This window comes from Methylobacterium sp. Leaf87 (assembly GCF_001422775.1).
Lineage (GTDB): Bacteria > Pseudomonadota > Alphaproteobacteria > Rhizobiales > Beijerinckiaceae > Methylobacterium.
Genome location: NZ_LMMI01000001.1, coordinates 92,655 through 113,450 on the forward strand (window position 1 = coordinate 92,655; position 20,796 = coordinate 113,450).

The 20,796-nt window shown below is 69.0% G+C and carries 16 protein-coding genes and 1 pseudogene; 7 read left to right on the forward strand and 10 right to left on the reverse strand.

The window, feature by feature from the left end; all coding sequences use genetic code 11:
• Positions 1–48 precede the first annotated feature (48 nt).
• Together ASF22_RS00435 and ASF22_RS00440 are read left to right on the forward strand one after the other, a co-directional pair.
• Positions 49–1,380 (forward strand): NAD(P)/FAD-dependent oxidoreductase, encoded by a 1,332-nt coding sequence (locus ASF22_RS00435; protein WP_056169883.1) that lies wholly within the window; start codon positions 49–51, stop codon positions 1,378–1,380.
• A 185-nt stretch (positions 1,381–1,565) separates the two neighbouring features.
• Positions 1,566–1,883 (forward strand): hypothetical protein, encoded by a 318-nt coding sequence (locus ASF22_RS00440; RefSeq protein WP_056260893.1) that lies wholly within the window; start codon positions 1,566–1,568, stop codon positions 1,881–1,883.
• 9 nt (positions 1,884–1,892) lie between these two features.
• Here ASF22_RS00440 and thiL read toward each other — a convergent pair whose 3' ends face one another.
• From thiL to glyA, 7 genes are all read right to left on the reverse strand, one after another.
• Positions 1,893–2,888, reverse strand: a complete 996-nt coding sequence (gene thiL, locus ASF22_RS00445; protein ID WP_056260551.1) for a thiamine-phosphate kinase — start codon at positions 2,886–2,888, stop codon at positions 1,893–1,895.
• Positions 2,885–3,379, reverse strand: a complete 495-nt coding sequence (nusB, locus tag ASF22_RS00450) for a transcription antitermination factor NusB (protein WP_056260554.1) — start codon at positions 3,377–3,379, stop codon at positions 2,885–2,887. The genes thiL and nusB overlap by 4 nt, the downstream gene beginning before the upstream one ends.
• Positions 3,380–3,384: 5 nt before the next feature.
• Positions 3,385–3,891: a 6,7-dimethyl-8-ribityllumazine synthase gene (gene ribH / locus ASF22_RS00455; RefSeq protein ID WP_056169891.1), complete on the reverse strand. Its 507-nt coding sequence runs from the start codon at positions 3,889–3,891 to the stop codon at positions 3,385–3,387.
• Between the two features lie 182 nt (positions 3,892–4,073).
• Positions 4,074–4,718, reverse strand: a complete 645-nt coding sequence (locus ASF22_RS00460) for a riboflavin synthase (protein WP_056260555.1) — start codon at positions 4,716–4,718, stop codon at positions 4,074–4,076.
• Positions 4,719–5,819 carry a bifunctional diaminohydroxyphosphoribosylaminopyrimidine deaminase/5-amino-6-(5-phosphoribosylamino)uracil reductase RibD gene (ribD, locus tag ASF22_RS00465; protein WP_056260557.1) on the reverse strand — a complete coding sequence of 367 codons (1,101 nt, stop codon included), beginning with the start codon at positions 5,817–5,819 and terminating at the stop codon, positions 4,719–4,721.
• Positions 5,816–6,337 carry a transcriptional regulator NrdR gene (gene nrdR, locus ASF22_RS00470; RefSeq protein WP_056169900.1) on the reverse strand — a complete coding sequence of 174 codons (522 nt, stop codon included), beginning with the start codon at positions 6,335–6,337 and terminating at the stop codon, positions 5,816–5,818. Before nrdR ends, ribD begins: the two co-directional genes overlap by 4 nt.
• Before the next feature lie 119 nt (positions 6,338–6,456).
• Entirely contained in the window at positions 6,457–7,761 is a 1,305-nt protein-coding gene (glyA, locus tag ASF22_RS00475; protein WP_056086469.1) for a serine hydroxymethyltransferase, read from the reverse strand.
• Positions 7,762–8,062: 301 nt separating this feature from the next.
• Between glyA and ASF22_RS00480 the strand changes: the two genes are divergently transcribed.
• The gene (locus tag ASF22_RS00480; RefSeq protein WP_156630000.1) at positions 8,063–8,716 is read left to right on the forward strand and encodes a hypothetical protein; all 654 of its coding nucleotides are present in this window, start codon (positions 8,063–8,065) and stop codon (positions 8,714–8,716) included.
• Between the two features lie 2 nt (positions 8,717–8,718).
• On the forward strand, positions 8,719–9,150 hold the full coding sequence (locus tag ASF22_RS00485; protein ID WP_056260559.1) for a hypothetical protein: 432 nt from the start codon (positions 8,719–8,721) through the stop codon (positions 9,148–9,150).
• 179 nt (positions 9,151–9,329) lie between these two features.
• On the opposite strand, the gene ASF22_RS00490 is transcribed toward ASF22_RS00485, so the two are convergent.
• Entirely contained in the window at positions 9,330–10,646 is a 1,317-nt protein-coding gene (locus tag ASF22_RS00490; RefSeq protein ID WP_056260560.1) for a L,D-transpeptidase family protein, read from the reverse strand.
• Positions 10,647–11,233: 587 nt separating this feature from the next.
• Here ASF22_RS00490 and ASF22_RS00495 point away from each other — a divergent pair.
• A pseudogene (locus tag ASF22_RS00495) lies at positions 11,234–11,683 on the forward strand (copper chaperone PCu(A)C); the annotation flags it as partial.
• 131 nt (positions 11,684–11,814) lie between these two features.
• On the forward strand, positions 11,815–12,786 hold the full coding sequence (locus ASF22_RS00500) for a hypothetical protein (protein ID WP_056260564.1): 972 nt from the start codon (positions 11,815–11,817) through the stop codon (positions 12,784–12,786).
• 70 nt (positions 12,787–12,856) lie between these two features.
• Here the strand turns inward: ASF22_RS00500 and ASF22_RS00505 are convergent, their stop codons facing one another.
• Positions 12,857–15,286: a penicillin-binding protein 1A gene (locus tag ASF22_RS00505; protein WP_056169923.1), complete on the reverse strand. Its 2,430-nt coding sequence runs from the start codon at positions 15,284–15,286 to the stop codon at positions 12,857–12,859.
• A gap of 176 nt (positions 15,287–15,462) precedes the next feature.
• Complete coding sequence (locus ASF22_RS00510; protein WP_056260565.1) at positions 15,463–16,734, reverse strand: N-acetylmuramoyl-L-alanine amidase; 1,272 nt, start codon at positions 16,732–16,734, stop codon at positions 15,463–15,465.
• Positions 16,735–17,674: 940 nt separating this feature from the next.
• Here ASF22_RS00510 and ASF22_RS00520 point away from each other — a divergent pair.
• Positions 17,675–20,731 carry a ribonuclease E/G gene (locus ASF22_RS00520; protein WP_056260567.1) on the forward strand — a complete coding sequence of 1,019 codons (3,057 nt, stop codon included), beginning with the start codon at positions 17,675–17,677 and terminating at the stop codon, positions 20,729–20,731.
• Positions 20,732–20,796: the final 65 nt, after the last annotated feature.

Sequence of the window (20,796 nt, forward strand, 5' to 3'; positions counted from 1 at the left end):
GGCTCGACATCCGCCCCCTTCCTTGACGAGACGCAGGACGACAAACGCATGGTACCGGGCGAATCCGTGGAAAACCTGCATCGCATCGTGGTCGTCGGCGGCGGCGCGGCGGGCCTTCAGCTGGCGACGAAGCTCGGCGACGCGCTGGGCAAGTCCGGCAAGGCCCACGTCACCCTCGTCGACCGCGCGCGCACCCATATCTGGAAGCCGCTGCTGCACGAGGTCGCCGCCGGCAGCCTCGATGTCGGCCACCACGCGGTGGATTACCTCCACCACGCCCACCGCCACCATTTCCGCTACCGCATCGGCCAGATGACCGGCCTCGACCGGGCGACGCACACGATCCAGCTCGCCGCGAGCCACGACGCGGAGGGGCGCGAGGTCACGCCCGTGCGGTCCATCGGCTACGACACCCTGGTGCTCGCGGTCGGCTCCACCACCAACGATTTCGGCACGCCGGGGGTGAAGGAGAACGCCATCGCCCTCGACACGCAGGACCAGGCGGTGCGCTTCCACCAGCGCCTCGTCAACGGCATGCTGCGCGCCCACACCCAGGTCGGCCCCGTGCGTCCGGGCCAGCTCCACGTCACGGTGATCGGCGCCGGCGCGACGGGCACCGAGCTCGCGGCCGAGCTGCATCGGACCACCCGCGACGTGGCCTCCACGGGCCTCGACCGGATCGACCCGGACAAAGACCTCAAGATCACCCTGGTGGAGGCGGCCTCCCGCATCCTGCCGGCGGTGCCCGAGCGCCTGTCGCAGGACGTGGTGCGCCTGCTCGACAAGATCGGCGTCGAAGTGCGGATCAACGCCCGCGTCACCGAGGTCCGGGCCGACGGCGTGCAACTCGCCGACGGGGGCTTCATTCCGTCCGAACTCGTGGTCTGGGCCGCCGGCGTGAAGGCGCCGCCGTTCCTGCACGACATCGGCGGCCTCGAGACCACGCGCAACAACCAGCTCGTGGTGACGCCATCCCTGCAGACCACGCGCGACCCAGACATCTTCGCCATCGGCGACTGCGCCTACCTCGTGGAGAAGGGCTCGGATACGCCGATCCCGCCCCGCGCCCAGGCGGCGCATCAGCAGGCGAGCCATCTCATCAAGCTCATCCCCGCCAAGATCGCCGGCAAGCCGTTGAAGCCGTTCAAGTACCGCGACTTCGGCTCGCTGGTGTCCCTTGGCGAATACTCGACGGTGGGCAGCCTGATGGGCTTCGTGCGGGGCAAGAACATGTTCATCGCCGGGCTGTTCGCCCGGATGATGTACCGCTCGCTGTACAAGATGCACGAGCAGGCCCTGCACGGCACCGTGAAGACCGCCCTCGACGCCGTCGCCCGCGCGCTGACCCGCCGTACGGAATCGCGGGTGAAACTGCACTGAGGGTTTTTGGCTAATACGGTTTCCGGGTGATGACTTCGGTCGGTATTCACGCGACGTGCCCCCCCTCCTGGAAGGAGAGGGGGACCCGCGTCGGCCCCCGAACGATCGAGCCGGAATTAGTATCAGCGAAGATATTCAACCGTAGGCCGCCGCCGGGCTCGGGTCCGGTGCGCGACGAGGACACCATGATCGACATCATCCAGGCTCTTCAGCAGCGTAACCCGACGCTCGGCCCCTACGTGCTGGTGTTGCGGTCGGACTCCCGCGCCCGCGACGCCTCCGATCCGACCCGGCTCGCGCCGGAGGCCGAGGCCTGGATCGCCGAACACGCGCCCGGCGCGAAGTTCTCCCAGGAGACGGTGCTGCTCGCCCCCTATCCGGGCGCGATGCCGGCCGACCGGGTGGTCGCCGTGATGGCGTTCGCCGACGCGCGCCAGCTCGCGGCCTTCGCCACCCAGTGGACCGCCGATCCGGAGCCGCCCGAGGACGACGAGGCCGCCTGATGCGCCGCGTCAGAAGTGGCTGAAGGAGGCCGCCGCGTAGGTCTTTCGCGCGCCATCCGCGGCTTCGAAGACGGGGGGCCCGTCCCCGGCCAAGACCGTACCGATGGGGTGGAGGGGGATGCCGACGGCTTCCGCCCCGGCGCGAATCGCCGCGAGGCTTTCGGGTGGAACCGCGCAGAGGATCTCGTAATCGTCTCCCCCGGTGACGATCGTATCCATCAGGTTCGGCGCGTGCACTGCGGCGCTTACAGCAGCTTGAGAGAGCGGAACGTCGGCGAGACGGACAAGGGCGCAGCGCCCCTCCCCCTTCAGCATCTTGGCGAGATCCCCCGCGAGGCCGTCCGAGATGTCCATGGCGGCACGGGCGTGCCGCCTCAGGACCGGTGCGAGGCCGAGGCGCGGGCGCGGATGCCGGTAGCGCTCGACCAGGGCGGCGCGATCCGCCGCGCCGATGGCATCGCCCCAATCCGGCAGGGGTGAACGGCACAGGGGCAGGCCGAGGGCGGCGTCGCCGATGGTACCGCTGACGCAGAGCACATCGCCGATCGCCGCCGTCATCCGCCGCACCATGGTGCCGGCGGGCACTTCGCCCAGCGCCGTGACGCCCACCGACAGGGGCCCGGCGGCCCGGACCGTGTCGCCGCCCAGCAGCGCGCCGCCGAACGCCGACAGGGCGTCGCCGAGGCCTTTGGCGAAGGCGGCGAGCCACGCCTCCGTCCAATCGTCGGGCAAGGCCAGGGTCAGGAGAATGCCGCGCGGAGCCGCCCCCTTGGCGGCCAAATCCGAAAAGTTCACCCCGACGGCCTTGCGGGCGATGGAGGACGGCGGATCGTCGGGGAAGAAGTGCACACCGGCCACGATGGCGTCGGCGGTCAGCACGAGGTCGTGGCCGGGGGTCGGCGTGAGGGTGGCGGCGTCGTCGCGCATCCCGTCTGCGCCGGGGCCGGCCAGCGGCGCTAAGTAACGCGCGATCAGCCCGTCCTCGGTGGGACGGTCGCGGCTCACGCCCGGCCCGAACCCGGCAGGCTGGAACCCGGCAGACCCGAAAATTCCTGGCCCCGGACCTCGCGGGCCACCTTGTCGAGGACGGCGTTGACCATGCCGGGCTCGTCGCCGCCGTAGAAGCTGTGGGCGACATCGACGTATTCGGAGATGGCGGCACGGGCCGGCACGTCGCGGCGGTGCATGAGCTCATAGGCCCCGGCGCGCAGGATCGCGCGCAGGACCATCTCGATGCGCTTCAGGGGCCAGCCTTGCGACAGGGCGTTGTCGAGCATCGGATCGATGGCGCGCTGCTCCTCGACCACGCCGCGCAGGAGATCGCGGAAGAAGGCGATCTCGGCCGGCGGGTGTTCGACACCGTCGACGGTCTGGCCGATCCAGAAGGTCTCGAACTCGGCCACTGCCTCGATGACGCCCTTGCCGGAAATCTCCATCTCGTAAAGCGCCTGCACCACGGAGAGGCGCGCGCCGCTGCGCTCGATGACTTTGGCCATGGGGCTCAATCCTCTCCGACGGGCGCGGCCGCGGCGGCCCGCTTCAGGGCCAGCACCGCCAGCGCCGCCTCGGCGGCACCGCCGCCCTTGTTCAGTTCGGACACGCGGGCGCGGGCGAAGGCCTGCGCCTCCGTCTCCACCGTCAGGATGCCGTTGCCCAGCGGCAGCAACCGGGCGACGGAGAGGTCCATGAGGGCGCGCGCGCTCTCGTTCGCGACGATGTCGTAATGTCCGGTCTCGCCCCGGATGACGCAGCCCAGCGCCACGGCGGCGTCGTAGGGCTGGCCGGCGCGGGCGGCGGCCTCGACCAGGATGGCGATGGCGGCAGGGATTTCGAGGGCGCCCGGCACGGTCACCACCGTCGTCTCCGCCTCGGCCGCGTCGAGGGTCGCACGCGCGCCCGCCAGCATCGCATCGGCGAGTTCGTCGTAGTAGCGGGCCTCGACCACGAGGACGCGGGCGCCCCGGACGATGGCGGGCGACGGGCGGGGGACGTGCTGGGTCGAAACCATCGTGGGGCCTTGTGGATGCGCGGCGCGGGAGCGGACTTTTCGTGCGTCTCGACGTTGCCGCCCTGGATCGGCCGGGTTGTCCCGGCTCGCGCGTCGAGCCCGTGCCATAGCCTGCCCGATCGGATGGGCCGAGCGATAGACCGAAGGCGCCCGGCCGACAAGCGGCTCCCCGGCGGAGGGCTTCAGCGGGTCAGGGCGCCTTGCGCCTCCGTGAGGCGCGCGGCGTAGCGGGCGATGAGATCGACCTCTAGGTTGAGGGCATCGCCCTGGCGCCGCTGGCCCCACGTCGTCACCGCCAGGGTGTGGGGGATGAGGAGGACGGAGAAGAGATCGTCGGCAACCGTGTTGACCGTCAGCGAGGTGCCGTCGAGGCAGACCGAACCCTTCTGGGCGATGAAGCGCGACAGGCCGGCCGGAGCCCGCAGGGTGAAGCGGTCGCTCGGCGCCCATTGCGGATCGCCGGTACCCCCGGTGACGGAGTCGCGGGCGACGATCTCGGCACGGCCATCGACATGCCCGGTGACGAGGTGGCCGCCGAGTTCGTCGCCGACCTTCAGGGAGCGTTCGAGGTTGACCCGCGTGCCCGCGACCCAGGTGCCGACGGTGGTGAGCGCCAGGGTCTCGGCGGCGGCGTCGACGCTGAATTCGCATCCCCCCGCCACCGGGTCCACGGCGACCGCCGTCAGGCACGGGCCGGAGCAGGCGATGGAGGCGCCCAGCGCGATGGTGGCAGGATCGTAGGCGGAGCGGATGCGGATGCGGCGCAGGCGGTCGTCCCCCGATACGCCGACGACCTCTCCCACATCGGTGACGAGACCGGTGAACATCTAGACGCTCCGCTCATACGTTATCGCGCGATCGGGACCGAACGCGCGCGCTTCGACGGGCTTCAGATGGCCCTTCTCCAGGCTGGATGCGAGGTGCGGCCCGATGGCCGGCAGGCCGCCCGTCCCGAGGGCCGTGGGTCCGGTGATCAGGGTGCAGACATCGATGAGGTCGGCGCGCGCCAGGGCATCGGCGAGGCGGGGGCCGCCCTCGCAGCACAGGCGGGTGAAGCCCCGCTCGGCCAAGGCTTCCTGGGCAGCGGGCAGATCGACCCGCCCGGCCGCGTCGGCGGCGACGCCGATCACCTCGACGCCGAACGAAACGAGCATCCGCTTCACATGGGCGGGCGCGTTGCGGGTGGTGACCACGAGGGTGGGAATGTCGCGCGCGCCTCGAACGAGGTGGCTCGACGGCTGGAGCCGCAGGCTCGAATCGAGGACGACGCGCAGGGGCGAGCGCCCGGACAGGCCGGGCAGGCGCACGGTGAGCGACGGGTCGTCGGCCCGGGCCGTGCCGATGCCGACGAGGATCGCGTCGGCATGGGCCCGCCACAGGTGGACGGCACCGTCGGCGATTGCGCCGGTGATGCGCAATCGCTGGTCCGGCGCCCCGGCGGCGAAGCCGTCCCGGGTCCGGGCGAGCTTGAGGTGCAGGCTCGGCCGCCCGAGGGTCACGCGGGTGACGTGGCCGCGATGGTCGCGGGCCGCCTCCTCCCGCAGGACGTCCGTCGCGACGGCGATCCCGGCCTCGCGCAGGAGGGCGTGTCCCCGTCCGGCGACGCGCGGATCGGGGTCTTCGAAGGCAGTCACCACGCGGGCGATCCCGGACGCCAGGATGGCGTCGGTGCAGGGCGGGGTGCGGCCGTGATGCGAGCACGGCTCCAGGGTGACGTAGAGGGTGGCGCCGCGCGCGGCCGCGCCCGCCATGGCGAGGGCCTGAGGTTCGGCATGGGGCCGCCCGCCGGCCTCGGTCACGCCCTGTCCGACGATGCGCCCGTCCGCGACCACGACGGCGCCGACGGAGGGGTTGGGCCAGGTCCGCCCAAGATTGCGGTGGCCGAGGGCCAGGGCCAGCCGCATGTAGGCGGTGTCGCGCGCGCTCATGGTCGCGGACGGGGCTTGGCGCGCAGGGGCGTCACCGTGCTGTCGGACTCCTCGCCCTGAGCGGCCCCGGGTGGCGCCTCGGCCAAGGTACCCAGGAGCGCCTTGAAGTCGCTGGCCTCGCGGAAGTTCTTATAGACGGAGGCGAAGCGCACATACGCGACGTCGTCGAGCCCCTTCAGCCCCTCCATCACCAGTTCGCCGATGGATTCCGTGGTGATCTCGCCCTCGCCGCCGCTCTCGAGCTGCCGGGTGATGCCGCTGACGAGGCGCTCGACGCGTTCCGGGTCGACGGCGCGCTTGCGCAGGGCCACGCCGATGGAGCGCTCGAGCTTGTCCCGGTCGAACGGCACCCGCTTACCCGAGCGCTTGAGCACCGTGAGTTCGCGCAGTTGCACCCGCTCGAAGGTGGTGAAGCGGCCGCCGCAATCCGGGCAGACCCGGCGCCGCCGGATGGCGTCGTCGGTGGGGCGCGAATCCTTCACCTGGGTGTCGGGGCCGCTGCAATAGGGACAGCGCATCGGGCGGACACCTGTGCGGGGAGCGGGGAAGAACGAGAAACGGCCGCGCACCCTCCGGTCCGCGGCCGTCTCCCTTAGCGTGTTGCGGTGCACGCGTTAAGCGCGAACACCGCCTGGTCTCAGGCGTAGATCGGGAACCGGTCGGTGAGGGCGTGAACCTTCTGCTTCACGGCCGCCTCGATCTCGGCATCGCCCGCTTCGCCCTTGGCGACCAAGCCGTCGAGGACTTCCACGATGAAGCCGCCGATCTGCTTGAACTCGGCGACGCCGAAGCCGCGCGAGGTGCCGGCCGGGGTGCCCAGCCGAATGCCCGACGTGATGGTGGGCTTGGCCGGATCGAACGGGACGCCGTTCTTGTTGCAGGTGATGTCGGCGCGGCTGAGCGCCGCTTCCGCCGCCTTGCCGGTGAGGCCCTTCTTCTGCAGGTCGACGAGCATGAGGTGGTTGTCGGTGCCGCCCGAGGTGATGTCGTAGCCGCCCGACATCAGGGTGTCGGCCAGCGCCTTGGCGTTCTCGATGACCTGACGCGCGTAGATCTTGAACTCGGGCTTGAGGGCCTCGCCGAAGGCCACGGCCTTGCCGGCGATGACGTGCATGAGCGGGCCGCCCTGGAGGCCGGGGAAGATCGCCGAGTTGAACTTCTTGGCCAGCGCCTCGTCGTTCGTCAGGATCATGCCGCCGCGCGGGCCGCGCAGGGTCTTGTGGGTCGTGGTGGTGGCGACGTGCGCGTGCGGGAACGGCGACGGGTGCACCCCGGCGGCGACGAGGCCGGCGAAGTGGGCCATGTCGACGAAGAAGTAGGCGCCGACGGCATCGGCGATCTCACGAAACTTGGCGAAGTCCCAATGACGGGGATAGCCGGAGCCACCCGCGATGATCACCTTGGGCTTGTGCTCGTGGGCGAGCGCCTCGACCTGCTCCATGTCGATGCGCTGGTCGTCGCGGCGCACGGTGTAGGAGACCGGCTTGAACCACTTGCCCGAGACGTTCGGGGGCGCGCCATGGGTGAGATGGCCGCCGGCGGCGAGGTCGAGGCCGAGGAAGGTGTCGCCCGGCTGCATGAGAGCCATGAACACGCCCTGGTTCGCCTGGGAGCCGGAATTCGGCTGCACGTTGGCGAAGCCACAATCGAACAGGCGCTTGGCGCGCTCGATGGCGAGGTTCTCGGCGATGTCGACGAACTGACAGCCGCCGTAATAGCGGCGACCCGGATAGCCCTCGGCGTACTTGTTGGTGAGGACCGACCCCTGAGCCTCGAGCACCGCCTTGGAGACGATGTTCTCGGAGGCGATCAGCTCGATCTCGTGCTGCTGACGACCGAGTTCCTGACCGACGGCGGCGGCCACTTCCGGATCGGCGTCGGCGAGCGACGCGTTGAAGAAGGAATTCGAGAAGTGCTTGTCGGCAACGGTACCGGCGCTCATGGATGGCCTCGATTGTTGAACGGGCGAAGGCGTCCGTTATCCGCTGGCGTTACGGCGGGCGGACGCTCGATGCGCATTTTATTACACGGGCGGCGGGATCGGGCCAAGCGCAGCTAATTTGCGGTGTCCTACAAAAAAACTTTCACGCGCTCTCTGAAACGAAGGCACGAAGTCCTGGAACAAACCGTGCCGCCACTCCGGCGATGCCAAACCGGAACGATCGTCACGCGATAAAACACTCATAAGTTGTATTTTTCGAGATGGTATGGGAATAAGGACCTACATCGATTCGGAGGTACGCATGATGTCGCGGCAGTTCCAGATTGCTCTCCACCGATGCGAGGTCGCTGCCATCCGCTTGCGACTGGCTCTACTTCGAAGCGCCTACGATGCCGTGAAGGCCGGGTTCAACGCCAGCCAGTCTCGCGACGAGAGAGGGCGGTGGAATGGTGGAGGAGGCGGACCTGGCATCGTCGTCGTTCGACGCGACCGGACCGGTCATCCGAAGATCGATCTGACGTCCGATCGCCTCGTGGAGGTCATGAAGGAAGTCGTCGCCAATGTCGGGACCGGAAGGGGGCCTCTCTACGGAACGGCCATCCACACCGAGGCAGCAAAACTCATCAGAGAGTCCGATTTTCCTGGGATAGGCCGGCGCGGAGTCGAACAGAGTTTCAGTCTCGGCGACACCGTGCGGTATGGCCTCGATGGCAGCATCAGGACGGATATTGTTCTCCGCGACGGTCGAACGAATGCCGCGCCCATCTTGGCGGTATGGGATGTCAAGACCGGTGGCGCGAAGCTCACCCCGGAACGCGCGGCACAGATCCGACAGCATCTCGGCGTCGGCGACGACGTCCCTATCGTCGAGCTGCACATCTCGAAGGGACTCGACGCGAAAAGCTACATCTACGCGATGGTTAGTTCGTTCTCAATCATAGGGCCGAACCCATGAGCATGGATCTTTACGTTTTCTATGACGGCCAGTTTCCGAACCTTATCGAATGGCAAAAAACCATCGACGGATTTGGGTTCGACTTGAAATTCTCCCGAGATCAGATCCTCATAGGGGAAGGGGGCCTGATCAAAGCAAAATGGAAAACCCGTGATGCTTCGTTCGAATTTCGACCGTGCGATTTCGACAAACTCACGGAAACCTACGACGATATCGACTTTGGTCGAAGGTGGAGCACCGCTTATGCCTTCTATTGGTCCGGTTTACCCGAATGCGTCGCCGCCTATATCGCTGCCGTGACACTCGCCCAGATGCGTGACGGCGTCGTATTCGATCCCCAGGACAGTCTTATCCTCCGGGACCAAAAGGCGATACGCATGGCACGCGAGAACGAACTTCTGCTACCGAAGATCGAGGCTTCCCTACGCCATTGAGAACTGTTTTCGCGAAGTGACTTTGTGCTCGTCCCGGCCTTACACGAGCCAAATGTCCTGAATCGGCCGGGATCGACAAGCAAAAACAACAGACAGGATGCCGTCATCCGGGACGGAGCCCTATGGCACCCGCCCCGGAAAAGATCAGAGACTCGAGAAGCCGATCCCCTTTCGCTGCCTTAGTTCTCCTCGTCGCCCGGCTCGAAGCTCGGCACCTGTTCGGCGCTGGCGACGGGGGTCGGGGCCGAGAGGGTCGAGGGCACGTTCACGCCGTCGCGCTTGTAGATGTCGTCGCGGAACTGCACCGAGCCGTCCGGGGTCGCCCAGGCGGTGATGTAGGTCCAGTAGACCGGCACGGGAGTGCTGAGGGTGGCGTCCACCCGCTTGCCGCTCTCGATGGCCTGCTCGACCTGGTCGCGGCCCCAGCCGGGCGTGTCCTTGAGGAGCCAGGTGATGTACTCGCGCACGTTCTGCACGCGCACGCAGCCCGACGAGATGAAGCGGAAGTCGTCGCCGTAGACACCCTTCGAGTTGGTGTCGTGCATGAACACCCCGTGCGGGTTCGGAATGTTGATCCGCACGATGCCCATGGAGTTGAAGTCGGCACCCGAATCCTGGCGATAGCGGTAGCGCGTGCCCTCGTCCGAATTCCAGTTCACCGAGGCCGGGGAGATCTCGGTCTCACCGGTGAAGATGCGGATCTTGTTGTCGGTGAGGTAGTTCGGATCCTTCTGCATCTTGGGGATGAGGTCCTTCTTCACGATGGAAGCCGGGACCGTCCAGAAGGGGTTGAAATTGATCTGCGTCGCCTTGGTGTTCATGATCGGCGACTGGCGGTCGATCTTGCCGACGCCGGCGGCGTGCAGGGTCACGACCTGGCCGTTCTCCACGGTCTGGACCAGGGCGGCGGGGATGTTGGTGATGACGAAGCGGTTGCCGAGGTTGCCCGCGTAGGAGCGCAGGCGCACCACGTTGATTTCGAGCTGGTGCAGGCGAATATCGGCCGGCACGTTCATGGCCTGCTGGGTCGCCATGCTCATGGCACCGGTCTGGCTGAGGCCGTGGCGGGCCTGGAAACGCTTCACGCCGGCCGACACGTAGGAATCGTAGACGCCCGAGCCGCCGGACGCCGAATCGAGGTCGCCGGAGATGATCAGGCGCTGACGCACGGCGCTCACGGCCGGGCCCTTGGAGCCGATGCGCAGGCGGTCGGCCCCCGAGACCGGCTTCCAGCCACCCCGGTTCACGATATCCCGGTAGCGCTCGATGGTCTGCTCCGAAGCGGCGATCGTCTGCGGCGACAGGATCGGCGTCGAGGAGCGCTGCACCTGCATGGTGGTCGGCGCGGCGTAGTCCTGCGCCCACTCGGCCTGGGCGTAGCCGCTGGGCTCGCGGGCGGAAGCGGACTGAGCCATGAAGGCCACGGACGCGGCGAGGGCGAGGCCGAGGGACCTGTGGAGGCCGGAAGACCTGGGATGGAGAGCCTGTTTCAGCATCGGGCGAACTCTGATCTGACGTAGGGTGCGGCGTGCGGTGCCCGGCCGCCGGCGCATGACGCCGTGTCCGAAGCACCCCTTGCCGCGAACGTGTCGGGGTGCGGTTAAGAACTCATGGCGTCCGGGCTACAATATGGCGCTGCGGGACTTTGCGATGACTTCCGCGCGGGCGTATCGCCCCCGCCACAGGACCGGTGCAGGCACGAATCGGGCCTACGGACCGCTCGGGCATCGCCGAAGCACCGCATTGGGCCGGGGAGGATCGGAGGCAGACAGGCCGCGCCACTCTCCGCAAGTCTCCGACACAGCTCGCTTTTTTCGAAGCACGCGATGGTTCCGGGGCGCCTCCGCGACGGCGCCGTCGTGGACCGGTCGCCCGGGGAATCACCGCAGGGTGTGGGCACGCCGAAGAAGTGCCCTTGCGCACGATCGATTTGCGCGCATGGTCGACCTGCCTCGGCCGTCCCCGACCGGACCCCGCCATCTCGTCCTACCGCCCGACCCAACGGACCCCTGCGATGAATCAAACCGCCCGCACCGCCCTGCGCTTCGCTCTCGTGGCCTCCGCCCTCGGTCTCGTGCCGCAGGCGCGCGCCGCCGAGCCCATCACGGCCGGGACTTTGCGGATCGAGACACCGTGGATGCGGGCGACGCCGGGGGGCGCCAAGGTCGCGGGCGGCTACGTTCGCGTCACCAACACCGGTACGCAGGCCGACAGGCTCACGGGGGCGGCCATCACCACCGCGGGCCGGGGGGCGATCCATTCCATGACCATGGCGGGCAACGTCATGAAGATGGCGGCCGTGCCGGACGGGTTGCCCATCGCACCCGGCCAGACCCTGGAACTGAAGCCCGGCGGTCTTCACTTGATGTTCGAGGATCTCAAGTCCGCCCCGAAGGTCGGTGAGCCCGTCTCCGGCACCCTGACCTTCGAACGCGCCGGGACCGTCCCGGTCACCTTCTCGGTCGCGCCCATCGGCGCGACGAGCCCGAACGCGACCGCCCCCGGCGCCCCGGCCGCGCATCACCACCACTGAAACCGGCGACGTCTGGATTCCGATGGGCCACACCAGGGGCAACCTGGATATCGGCTTGGAAACCCGCGTCCGATCAAGGCACTAACCCGGGCGCGTTGGCACGCCGCCGCGAACCCGATTAGACCCCCCGAATGAGCCTTTCCGCAGCCATAGAGCCGCACACACAGACCGCGATCCATCCCGACATCCATGTCGGGCGCGACGGCTGGCTGTTCCTCACGGGGGGCAGCAACGCCGTCCAGGCGCAGTACGGCGCGCCCGGATTTCCCCGGGGGAAGCTGTGGCGCTGGCGTCGCCTCCTCGAGGCTCGGACCCGGCGCCTGGAGAAGATGGGGATTCGCTACGCCCACGTCGTCGCCCCCGAAAAGCTCGCCATCCACGGCCACGCCTTCGACGGCCTCGCCCTCGACCCCGACCGCGCGCCGGCCGTGCGCCTGGAACGCTGGTTGCGCCTGTCGCCGGCCCGTCGAACCTATGTCGATCTCGTGCCGCCGTTCCGGGTGCGGGCCCGGGACACGGCGCTCTATCGCCACACGGACACCCACTGGACCTTCGCGGGGGGCTGGCTCGCCTATGCGGAGATCTGCCGGAGCCTCGGGGTGCGTCCGCGCTACGACATCGCCCAGCGCCGCATCGGCACGCCCCAGGTCTATGGCGGCGATCTCGGTTCGAAGTTCACGCCGGTCCGCTGCGAAGTCGCCGAGCCGTGCCTGTTCGAGAGCGCGGCCCGGAGGGTCCACGCCAACGCGCTGATCACGGCGTTCGAGCAGGAGGGCCGGGGGCGCGACGCGCATATCGGCACCCACGCGATCTTCCGCAACGCGTCACCCGGGGCCGATCCACGCCGCCTCGTCCTGTTCGGGGATTCGTACGCGCATCATACGCCCAACGGCGCCACCGGCACCCTGACGCCGCTCTTCGCCGACACGTTCCGGGAGGTGCATGTGCTGTGGTCGACGAGCATCGACTGGAACACCATCGCGCGGGTCCGCCCCGATTTCGTCGTTTCGGAAATCGCCGAACGCTTCATGGTCGACGTGCCCCAGGCCGGCTTCGACATCGACAAGCTCGCGGCCCTGGCCCTGGCGCGCAAGGGCTTCTGACAAACGGGAATAGGGTTCCGGTGAACGAAAACGGCCGGGATCGGGTCCCGGCCGCTTCGAAGGCTGCGTCTCAGTACAGGCCGCCGGCCTGAGCGGCACGGTCCGCGTCCGGCGGAGCGCCGCCGCTGGGCGGGGCGTTGCTGGGCGCCGCGACGTAGGCATCGGGCGGCGCGGTACCGGGCTTGAACGCCTCGAGGATCGTGCCGGGGCCTTCGCCGGAGCCGGCACGCATGCCGGACGAGGCCGAGACGCGGATGAGCTTGATCCCGGGCGGGACGCGGAACGGCGTGGGCGGCTTGTCCTTGAGGGCCTGCTTCAGGAAGTCGAGGGCGATGGGGGCCGAGAGGCCGCCGCCCGTGGCGCGGTCGCCGAGCGAGCGCGGCTTGTCGAAGCCGATATAGACGCCGACGGCGAGATCCGGGGAGAAGCCGACGAACCACGCATCCTTGGCGTCGTTGGTGGTTCCGGTCTTGCCAGCGAGCGGCTTGCCGACCTGCTTCAGGATGGTGGCGGTGCCGCGCTGGACCACACCCTCCATGATCGAGACCATCTGGTAGGCGGTGAGCGGATCGAGGACCTGCTCGGAATCGTCCACGAGCTTCGGCTCGTCCTGGCCGGACCACTTCTCCGCGTCGCAGCCGAGGCACTTGCGGGCGTCGTGCTTGTAGATGGTCTCGCCGACCCGGTCTTGGATGCGGTCGATGAGGGTCGGACGGATACGCCGGCCGCCATTGGCGAGCATCGAGTAGGCGGTCACCATGCGCATGACCGTGGTCTCGCCGGCGCCGAGCGACATCGGCAACACCGGCAGCATGTCGTCGTAGACGCCGAAGCGGCGGGCGTACTCGGCGATGAGCGGCATGCCGACGTCCTTCGCCAGCCGCACGGTCATCAGGTTCTTCGAGTGCTCGATGCCGTAGCGGAGGGTGTGCGGGCCGCCGGACTTGCCGTCGTAGTTCGACGGGGTCCAGGCCTCCTGGCCGGGGCCGGCCTCGATGGTAATGGGCGAATCCTGGACGATCGAGGACGGCGTGTAGCCGTTGTCGAGGGCCGCCGAGTAGACGATCGGCTTGAACGACGAGCCCGGCTGACGCATCGCCTGCGTCGCCCGGTTGAACTGGCTCTCGTCGTAGGAGAACCCGCCCACCATGGCGTGGACGCGGCCCGTGTAGGGGTCCATGGCCACGATGGCGCCGGAGACTTCCGGACGCTGGCGCAGGCGGTAGGCCCCGCGGCCGCCGTCGATCGCCTCGACGTAGATCACGTCGCCCGCACTGAGGGCGGCGGCGGGCGAGCGGCCGGTCCAGCGCGTCCCCTCGGCCGCGATGGTGCCGGTCTCCCGATCCTTCGAGACTTGGCCCGAAGCCTCGCGCCGGGGTTGGAGGCCGATCTGCGCGGCGCCCCCGGTGGTGCTCAGTACCACGGCGAGGCGCCAGGGCTGCACGTCGCCGAGACCCGGAACCTCGGCTACGGCCAAGCCCCAGTCGCGGCCGACGAGGTCGACCTTGGCCTGGGCCCCGCGCCAGCCATGGGACTGGTCGTAGCGGATCAGGCCGTCGACGAGGGATTTGCGGGCCCAGGCCTGCATCTTCGGGTCGAGGGTCGCCCGGACGGAGAGGCCGCCCTCGTAGAGCTTCTTCTCGCCGTAACGCTCGGCGATCTCGCGGCGGACCTCTTCGGTGAAGTAGTTGGCGTTGGCGGCGTTGGCGAAGGCGACGCGCGGGTTGACGCCGAGCGGCATCTTGCGGGCGGCGTCGCCCTCCTCCTTGGTGATGTACCCGTTCTGGGCCATCAGGCCGATGATCTCGTTGCGCCGGTCGAGGGCCTTTTGGGTCTGGCGATAGGGGTGGTAGTTGTTCGGCCCCTTCGGCAGGGCGGCGAGGTAGGCCGCCTCGTTGATCGTCAGTTCGTGGACGGACTTGCCGAAGTAGTCCAGCGCCGCCGCCGCGACGCCGTGCAGATTGCGCCCGGGCACGATGGTGCCGAGGAAGATCTCGTTGAGGTAGAGTTCGAGGATCTTGTCCTTCGAGTAGGCGGCCTCGATCCGGAAGGCGATGAGCGCCTCCTTGGCCTTGCGCTCGAAGGTCTGCTCGGGGCTGAGCAGGAAGTTCTTCGCCACCTGCTGGGTGATGGTCGAGGCGCCCTGCTTCTTGCCGCTCTTGAAGTTGGTCAGCGCGGCGCGGACCAGCCCTTCCGGATCGACGCCGCCGTGCTTGTAGAAGTTCTTGTCCTCGGCCGAGAGGAAGGCCGCGACGACGATCTTCGGCATCGCCTGGATCGGCAGATAGAGACGGCGCTCGGTGGCGTACTCGGCGAGCAGCGAGCCGTCGGCGGCATGCACCCGGCTCATCACCGGCGGCTCGTAATTGGCGAGCGCCGCGTGGTCCGGCAGATCCTGGCTGTACTTCCAGTAGAAGAACGCCCCGGCGGCCGAGGCGACCACGAACAGCATCGCACCGATGCTGAACAGGAAGCCGAAGAAACGAAGGATGATGCGCATCCGGGTCCCGTTCGTCGCTGAATCTGCCACCGGTCCGGCCTGGACGCGGCTCGCCGCTCGCGGCAGCGGGCATGAGGAAGGGCGGCGTTCGCTCGGGGCTACCCGCGCGGCCGTTCCCGTCGAAGTCGCGACGTCGGTTGGACCGGGGCGCCGTGAGCCCCGGTTTCACTCTCATTCTATGGTGAAACTGGGGCGATTGCCGCGGAACGCCGGGGCGGGTTCGGCCGGGTCAGGGAGGTCCGGTTGCCGAAGAACGCGTCGATGGCCTTGGCCATTCCGCCGGTGACGTCGGCGCGCCAGGCCTCCGACTGGAGGAGATCGAGGTCGCGCTTGCTCGACAGGTAGCCGAGCTCCACCAGCACGGACGGCACGTCGGGTGAGCGCAGGACCATGAAGCCGGCCTCGCGGTGGGGCTTGGGGCTCATCTCCATGACGGGGCCGAGCTGGGCCATCAGGCCTTTGGCGAAGCCCGACGAGAAGGTGCGGGTCTCGCGCAGGGTGAGTTCCTGGAGGATGTCGGCGACGTGCCCCGGCCCCTCGTTCGACTCCGTGCCGGCGGCGGCGTCGGCCTTGTTCTCGCGCTCGGCGAGGCGGGCCGATTCGGCGTCCGTGGCCTTCTCCGAGCCGGTGTAGATGGTCGCACCCCGTACCTGCGGGGCGGACTGGATCGAATCGGCGTGGATCGAGACGAACAGGTCGGCCTTCGCGTCGCGGGCGATGCGCACCCGCTCGGAGAGCGGCACGAACACGTCGCGGTCGCGGGTCATCCGCACCCGGTAGCGTCCGCCCGATTCGAGGCGGGCGACGAGGGCCTGCGCGAAGCCGAACACGATGTCCTTCTCGAACACGCCCGTGGCGGCGATGGCGCCGGGATCGGTGCCGCCGTGGCCCGCATCGACCATGATGAGCGGGCGGGCATCCGTCGCCTCGGGCGGAGCCACGGCCTTGCGCGCCTGGGGTGCCGGATCGCTCGCCACCGCAGCGCGCTTGAAGCCTTCGCGGTCGCTGCGCTGGAACTCGACGGTCAGGAGCACGGCCCCGTCGCGGGCGCGGGTCACCGTCTCGATCTTTCCGACGGTGGCGGGCTGGGCGAGGTCGACGACGATGCGCGAGCGTCCGGGTGCGAACAGGCCGTAGCGGAACGAGGCGACCACACCCTCGCGCTTGCGCCCGGTCTCCGTGCCGAGCTGAAAGTTGACCTCCGCCAGATCGATCACGGCGCGGTCGGGCCGCTCCATCACGAAGGCGCGGGCCTCGATGGCCTTCGAAAGGGTCAGGGTGAGTTTGGTGATGCCGGGACCGCCGCTCGATAGGTCCGCCGCGATGGCGACCGCCGCCGACGCGCGGACGGACTTGTCGCCGTCCTGGGCCCGCGCGGAGGGACTGGCGGTCAGCGCGAGGCTCGCCGCGAGGACGATCGACCGAAGCAGGCGGTGGGATGCGAACATGGGTCCGGCGTTCCGGTTCCTGATGGCGTCCGGTTAAGCGATACGGCCGGGATGGTTAACTGTTCCTTGTGCCACGCCGTCGGTTGGCATGGGGTTGTGGCCGGCGCGCGACACTCGCGCGGGCCATGATCGGCACGAGCTCGCGCCTCACCGACGCGAACAGCGCTTCGGCGGCGTGGCGAGCGCGGCCCTGATCGTTCGCAAGTCGGAACGTCGCGTCGCCATCCATCGCTGCGTTCCCTTCCCGGACGCCGCATCGGGCCGGGCGCTGGACCGGTGAAGACGGTCGATGGAAAAACCCTCGCCGGCCGGGGGCACGTGGCCTCGGGGCCGGACGGGCGTCAAGGTCGCCATTGCCCCGTCGTGGAAGGGACTTATCGCGGGACGTGCGGCGTTTCCATCTTGCCAAATCCCTGCGGCGATCTGTAATGAAACTGTACCCTTCCCGGTGCCGTGCGGTATGCTCCGCGGCCCGCGGACGTTTCGAGTGATCGCTCGGGCGTCTTCGCCGTCGGTTCCCGCGCCATGCTCGCCGGTGCTCCAAAGAGCCGGGCAGGTGACGGTTCAAGCTGCGGCCGCTCGGCTCGCGGCCATTCTTTGAAATCCGTGGCCGGCGGTATCCGGCCCAAGAGTCTTCGCGAGGTCAGGGAGAGGATGGGAGGACACACAGCATCGGTTGCCGTTGCTCGTGTTCGACGCATGCGCGTTTCGCGTGGCGCCGCAGTCCCGTCGGCCCTGACCAGGATCAACCCCACGCGCGCCGATCACCGGCGCCCAAAGGCGGTTGACGGCAATCCCTTCCCCACAGTTCCCGCGATCCGCGTTTTCGGATCGTCGCGCGCGTTGACCGTCCGGCCCGATGGGCCGGGACGGGGCGGCACGCCACGGGAGCCGCTCGGTTCGAGGAGAACGACGTCGGCCGCCCTGTCGAAAGTTCGTCATGGCCAACAACAACAAGATGCTCATCGATGCGATGCACCCGGAGGAGACCCGGGTCGTCACGGTCCACGGGTCTAGGGTCGAGGAATTCGACTTCGAAGCCGCCAACCGGCGCCAGCTTCGGGGCAACATCTACCTCGCCAAGGTGACGCGGGTGGAGCCTTCGCTCCAGGCGGCCTTCATCGAGTACGGCGGCAACCGCCACGGCTTCCTCGCCTTCAGCGAGATCCATCCCGACTACTACCAGATCCCGCTCGCCGACCGGCAGGCCCTGCTCGAGGACGAGGCGCGCGACGCCGAGGAGCATCGCGAGCGTGAGGAGCGCAAGCCCCGCCGCCGCTCGCGCGGCCGCCGCGCCGAGGCCGCCTCGGCCAAGACCGCCGAGACCGTGAGCGTCGCGGATCCGTCGGCCGACGCCGCCGAGACGGACGTCTCGGCCGTGAACGTCGGTGAGCAGACCGTGTCCGGGTTCGACGACACGGCGGCGCCTTCGGCCGAGACGGGCAGCGATGCGTCCGCCGAGCTGGCTCAGGCCGAGCACGCCGTGGAATCCACGGAGGAAGCCGTTGCCCAGGCGAATGCCGACGAGGCACCCGCGACGGACGCTTCCGCAACCGAGACTCAGGCGACTGGAGCGGCTCCCGAGCCGCACATCACCGCCGAGGCGCACGTCGCCTCGGCGCCTCATGTCGAGCCGGCCGCCGAGATCGCCCTCGAAGCCGCGCCCATGGGCGGGTCGGCCGAACCCGTCGCGGCCCCAGCCGAGACCTCCGAGGACGAATCCGACGAGGACGAGTCCGATGAGGAGGACGAGGACGAAGACGACGATTCGGATGAGGATTCCGACGAAGACGACGATTCGGACGAGGACGACGACGAGGACCACGAGGGCGAGGACGGCGAGCGCGAGCCCAAGATCGCCCAGGTCGGCGGCAACGGCGACGCCCTGGCCGAGATCCCCGAGCGCCCGCGCACCTATCGACGCCACTACAAGATCCAGGAGGTGATCAAGCGCCGCCAGATCATCCTGGTGCAGGTCGTCAAGGAAGAGCGCGGCACCAAGGGCGCGGCGCTCACCACCTACCTGTCGCTCGCCGGCCGCTACTCGGTGCTGATGCCCAACACCGGCCGCGGTGGCGGCATCTCGCGCAAGATCACCAGCGCCGCCGATCGAAAGCGCCTCAAGGAGGTCGCGCAGGATCTGGAGGTGCCCGAGGGCATGGGCGTCATCCTGCGCACGGCCGGCGCGTCCCGCACCAAGCCGGAGATCAAGCGCGACTTCGAATACCTCATGCGCCTGTGGGAGAGCGTGCGCGAGCTGACGCTGTCCTCCTCGGCCCCGGCCCTCGTCTACGAGGAAGGCTCGCTCATCAAGCGCGCCATCCGCGACCTCTACAACAAGGACATCGACGACATTCTGGTGGCGGGCGACGCGGCCTACCGCGAGGCGCGCGACTTCATGCGCATGCTGATGCCCGGCCAGTCGAAGGTGGTGCAGCCCTACCGCGACCCGACGCCGATCTTCGCGCGCCATGGGGTCGAGCAGCAGCTCGACGCGATGTTCTCGACCCACGTCACCCTGAAGTCCGGCGGCTACCTCGTCATCAATCCGACGGAGGCCCTCGTCTCCATCGACGTGAACTCGGGCCGCTCGACCCGCGAGCACGACATCGAGGACACGGCGCTCCGCACCAACCTGGAGGCGGCCGAGGAGGTCGCCCGCCAGCTGCGCCTGCGCGATCTCGCCGGCCTCGTCGTCATCGACTTCATCGACATGGAGGAGAAGCGCAACAACCGCGCGGTCGAGAAGAAGCTCAACGAGTGCCTGAAGAACGACCGCGCCCGCATCCAGGTCGGCCGCATCTCGCCCTTCGGCCTGCTCGAGATGAGCCGTCAGCGCATCCGCACCGGCATGCTCGAGAGCTCCTCGCTCCCGTGCGTCCATTGCGGCGGCTCCGGCTTCGTGCGCGCCACGGCGTCGGTGGCCCTGCAGATCCTGCGCGCCATCGAGGAATCGCTCCTCAAGAGTGCCACGCACAACCTCGTGCTGCGCACCCGCACGGAAGCCGCGCTCTACATCCTCAACCAGAAGCGCGGCCACCTGCACGAGCTGGAGGTGCGCTTCGGCGTGACCGTGACCATCGCGGCCGACGAGCGCCTCGCCACCACGGCGGCGTTCCAGCTCGACCGCGGCGAGCCGGCCGTACGCGCCGAGGGCGCCATCACGGGCGTCCGCGCCATCGCCATCAACCCGGCGATGGAGACGGAGGACGACGAGGAGTTCGAGGACGAGGTGGTCGAGACCGCCGAGGCCGAAGCGGAGACCGAATCTCAGGCGTCCGACACCGAGGAGGCCCGCGAGGGAACCAACGAAGGCGGCGAAGGCCGCGGCGGCCGTCGCCGGCGTCGGCGCCGTCGTGGTGGACGTCAGGATAGCGGCGCTCAGGTGGGCGGCGAGGACGAAGGCCGGTCGGAGTCCGAAGAAGACGAGTCCGATGAGGCCGGATCGACGCCCCAGGCCGAGGAGACGGGCTCCGAGGTCAACGGCTCGACCGAGATCGTCACCACGGGCGAGGATGACGGCTCCGGCCGTCGCCGTCGCCGGGGCCGTCGCGGTGGCCGGGGGCGCGATCGGGACAGCCGTTCGCGCGACACTGCGAGCGAGTCGACGGACACGGACGCCGAGGCCTCGGAGTCCGAGACCGTGGCCGATGCCCCCACGGCCTTCGCGGGCGGCGAGGAGCCGGTGAGCGCGGAAGCCGTCATCGCGGCGACGCAGGCGAGCGCCGACCCCGTCAGCCAGGATCTGCCGGTTGGACAGGATCTGCCTGTCGCCGAGGATCTGCCCGTCGCCTCGGCGCCCGAGCCGGCCGCAGCGCAGGTCGACGAGCAGGCTTCCCGGGCGCCAGCGCCCGCCGAGGTCGAGCCGAGCGCGGAGCCTGCGGTTGCGGCTCCCACGCCCGAGCCCGTCGCCGTGGTCCTGACGCCGTTCGATCCCGACCGGCCCAAGCGCGCCGGCTGGTGGTCCCGCACCAAGGCCGCCCTCTCGGGCGAGTGAGGCGCAGCCCGATCGGGTTTGAGAAACGAAGAAAGGCCGGATCGGGGCAACCCGATCCGGCCTTT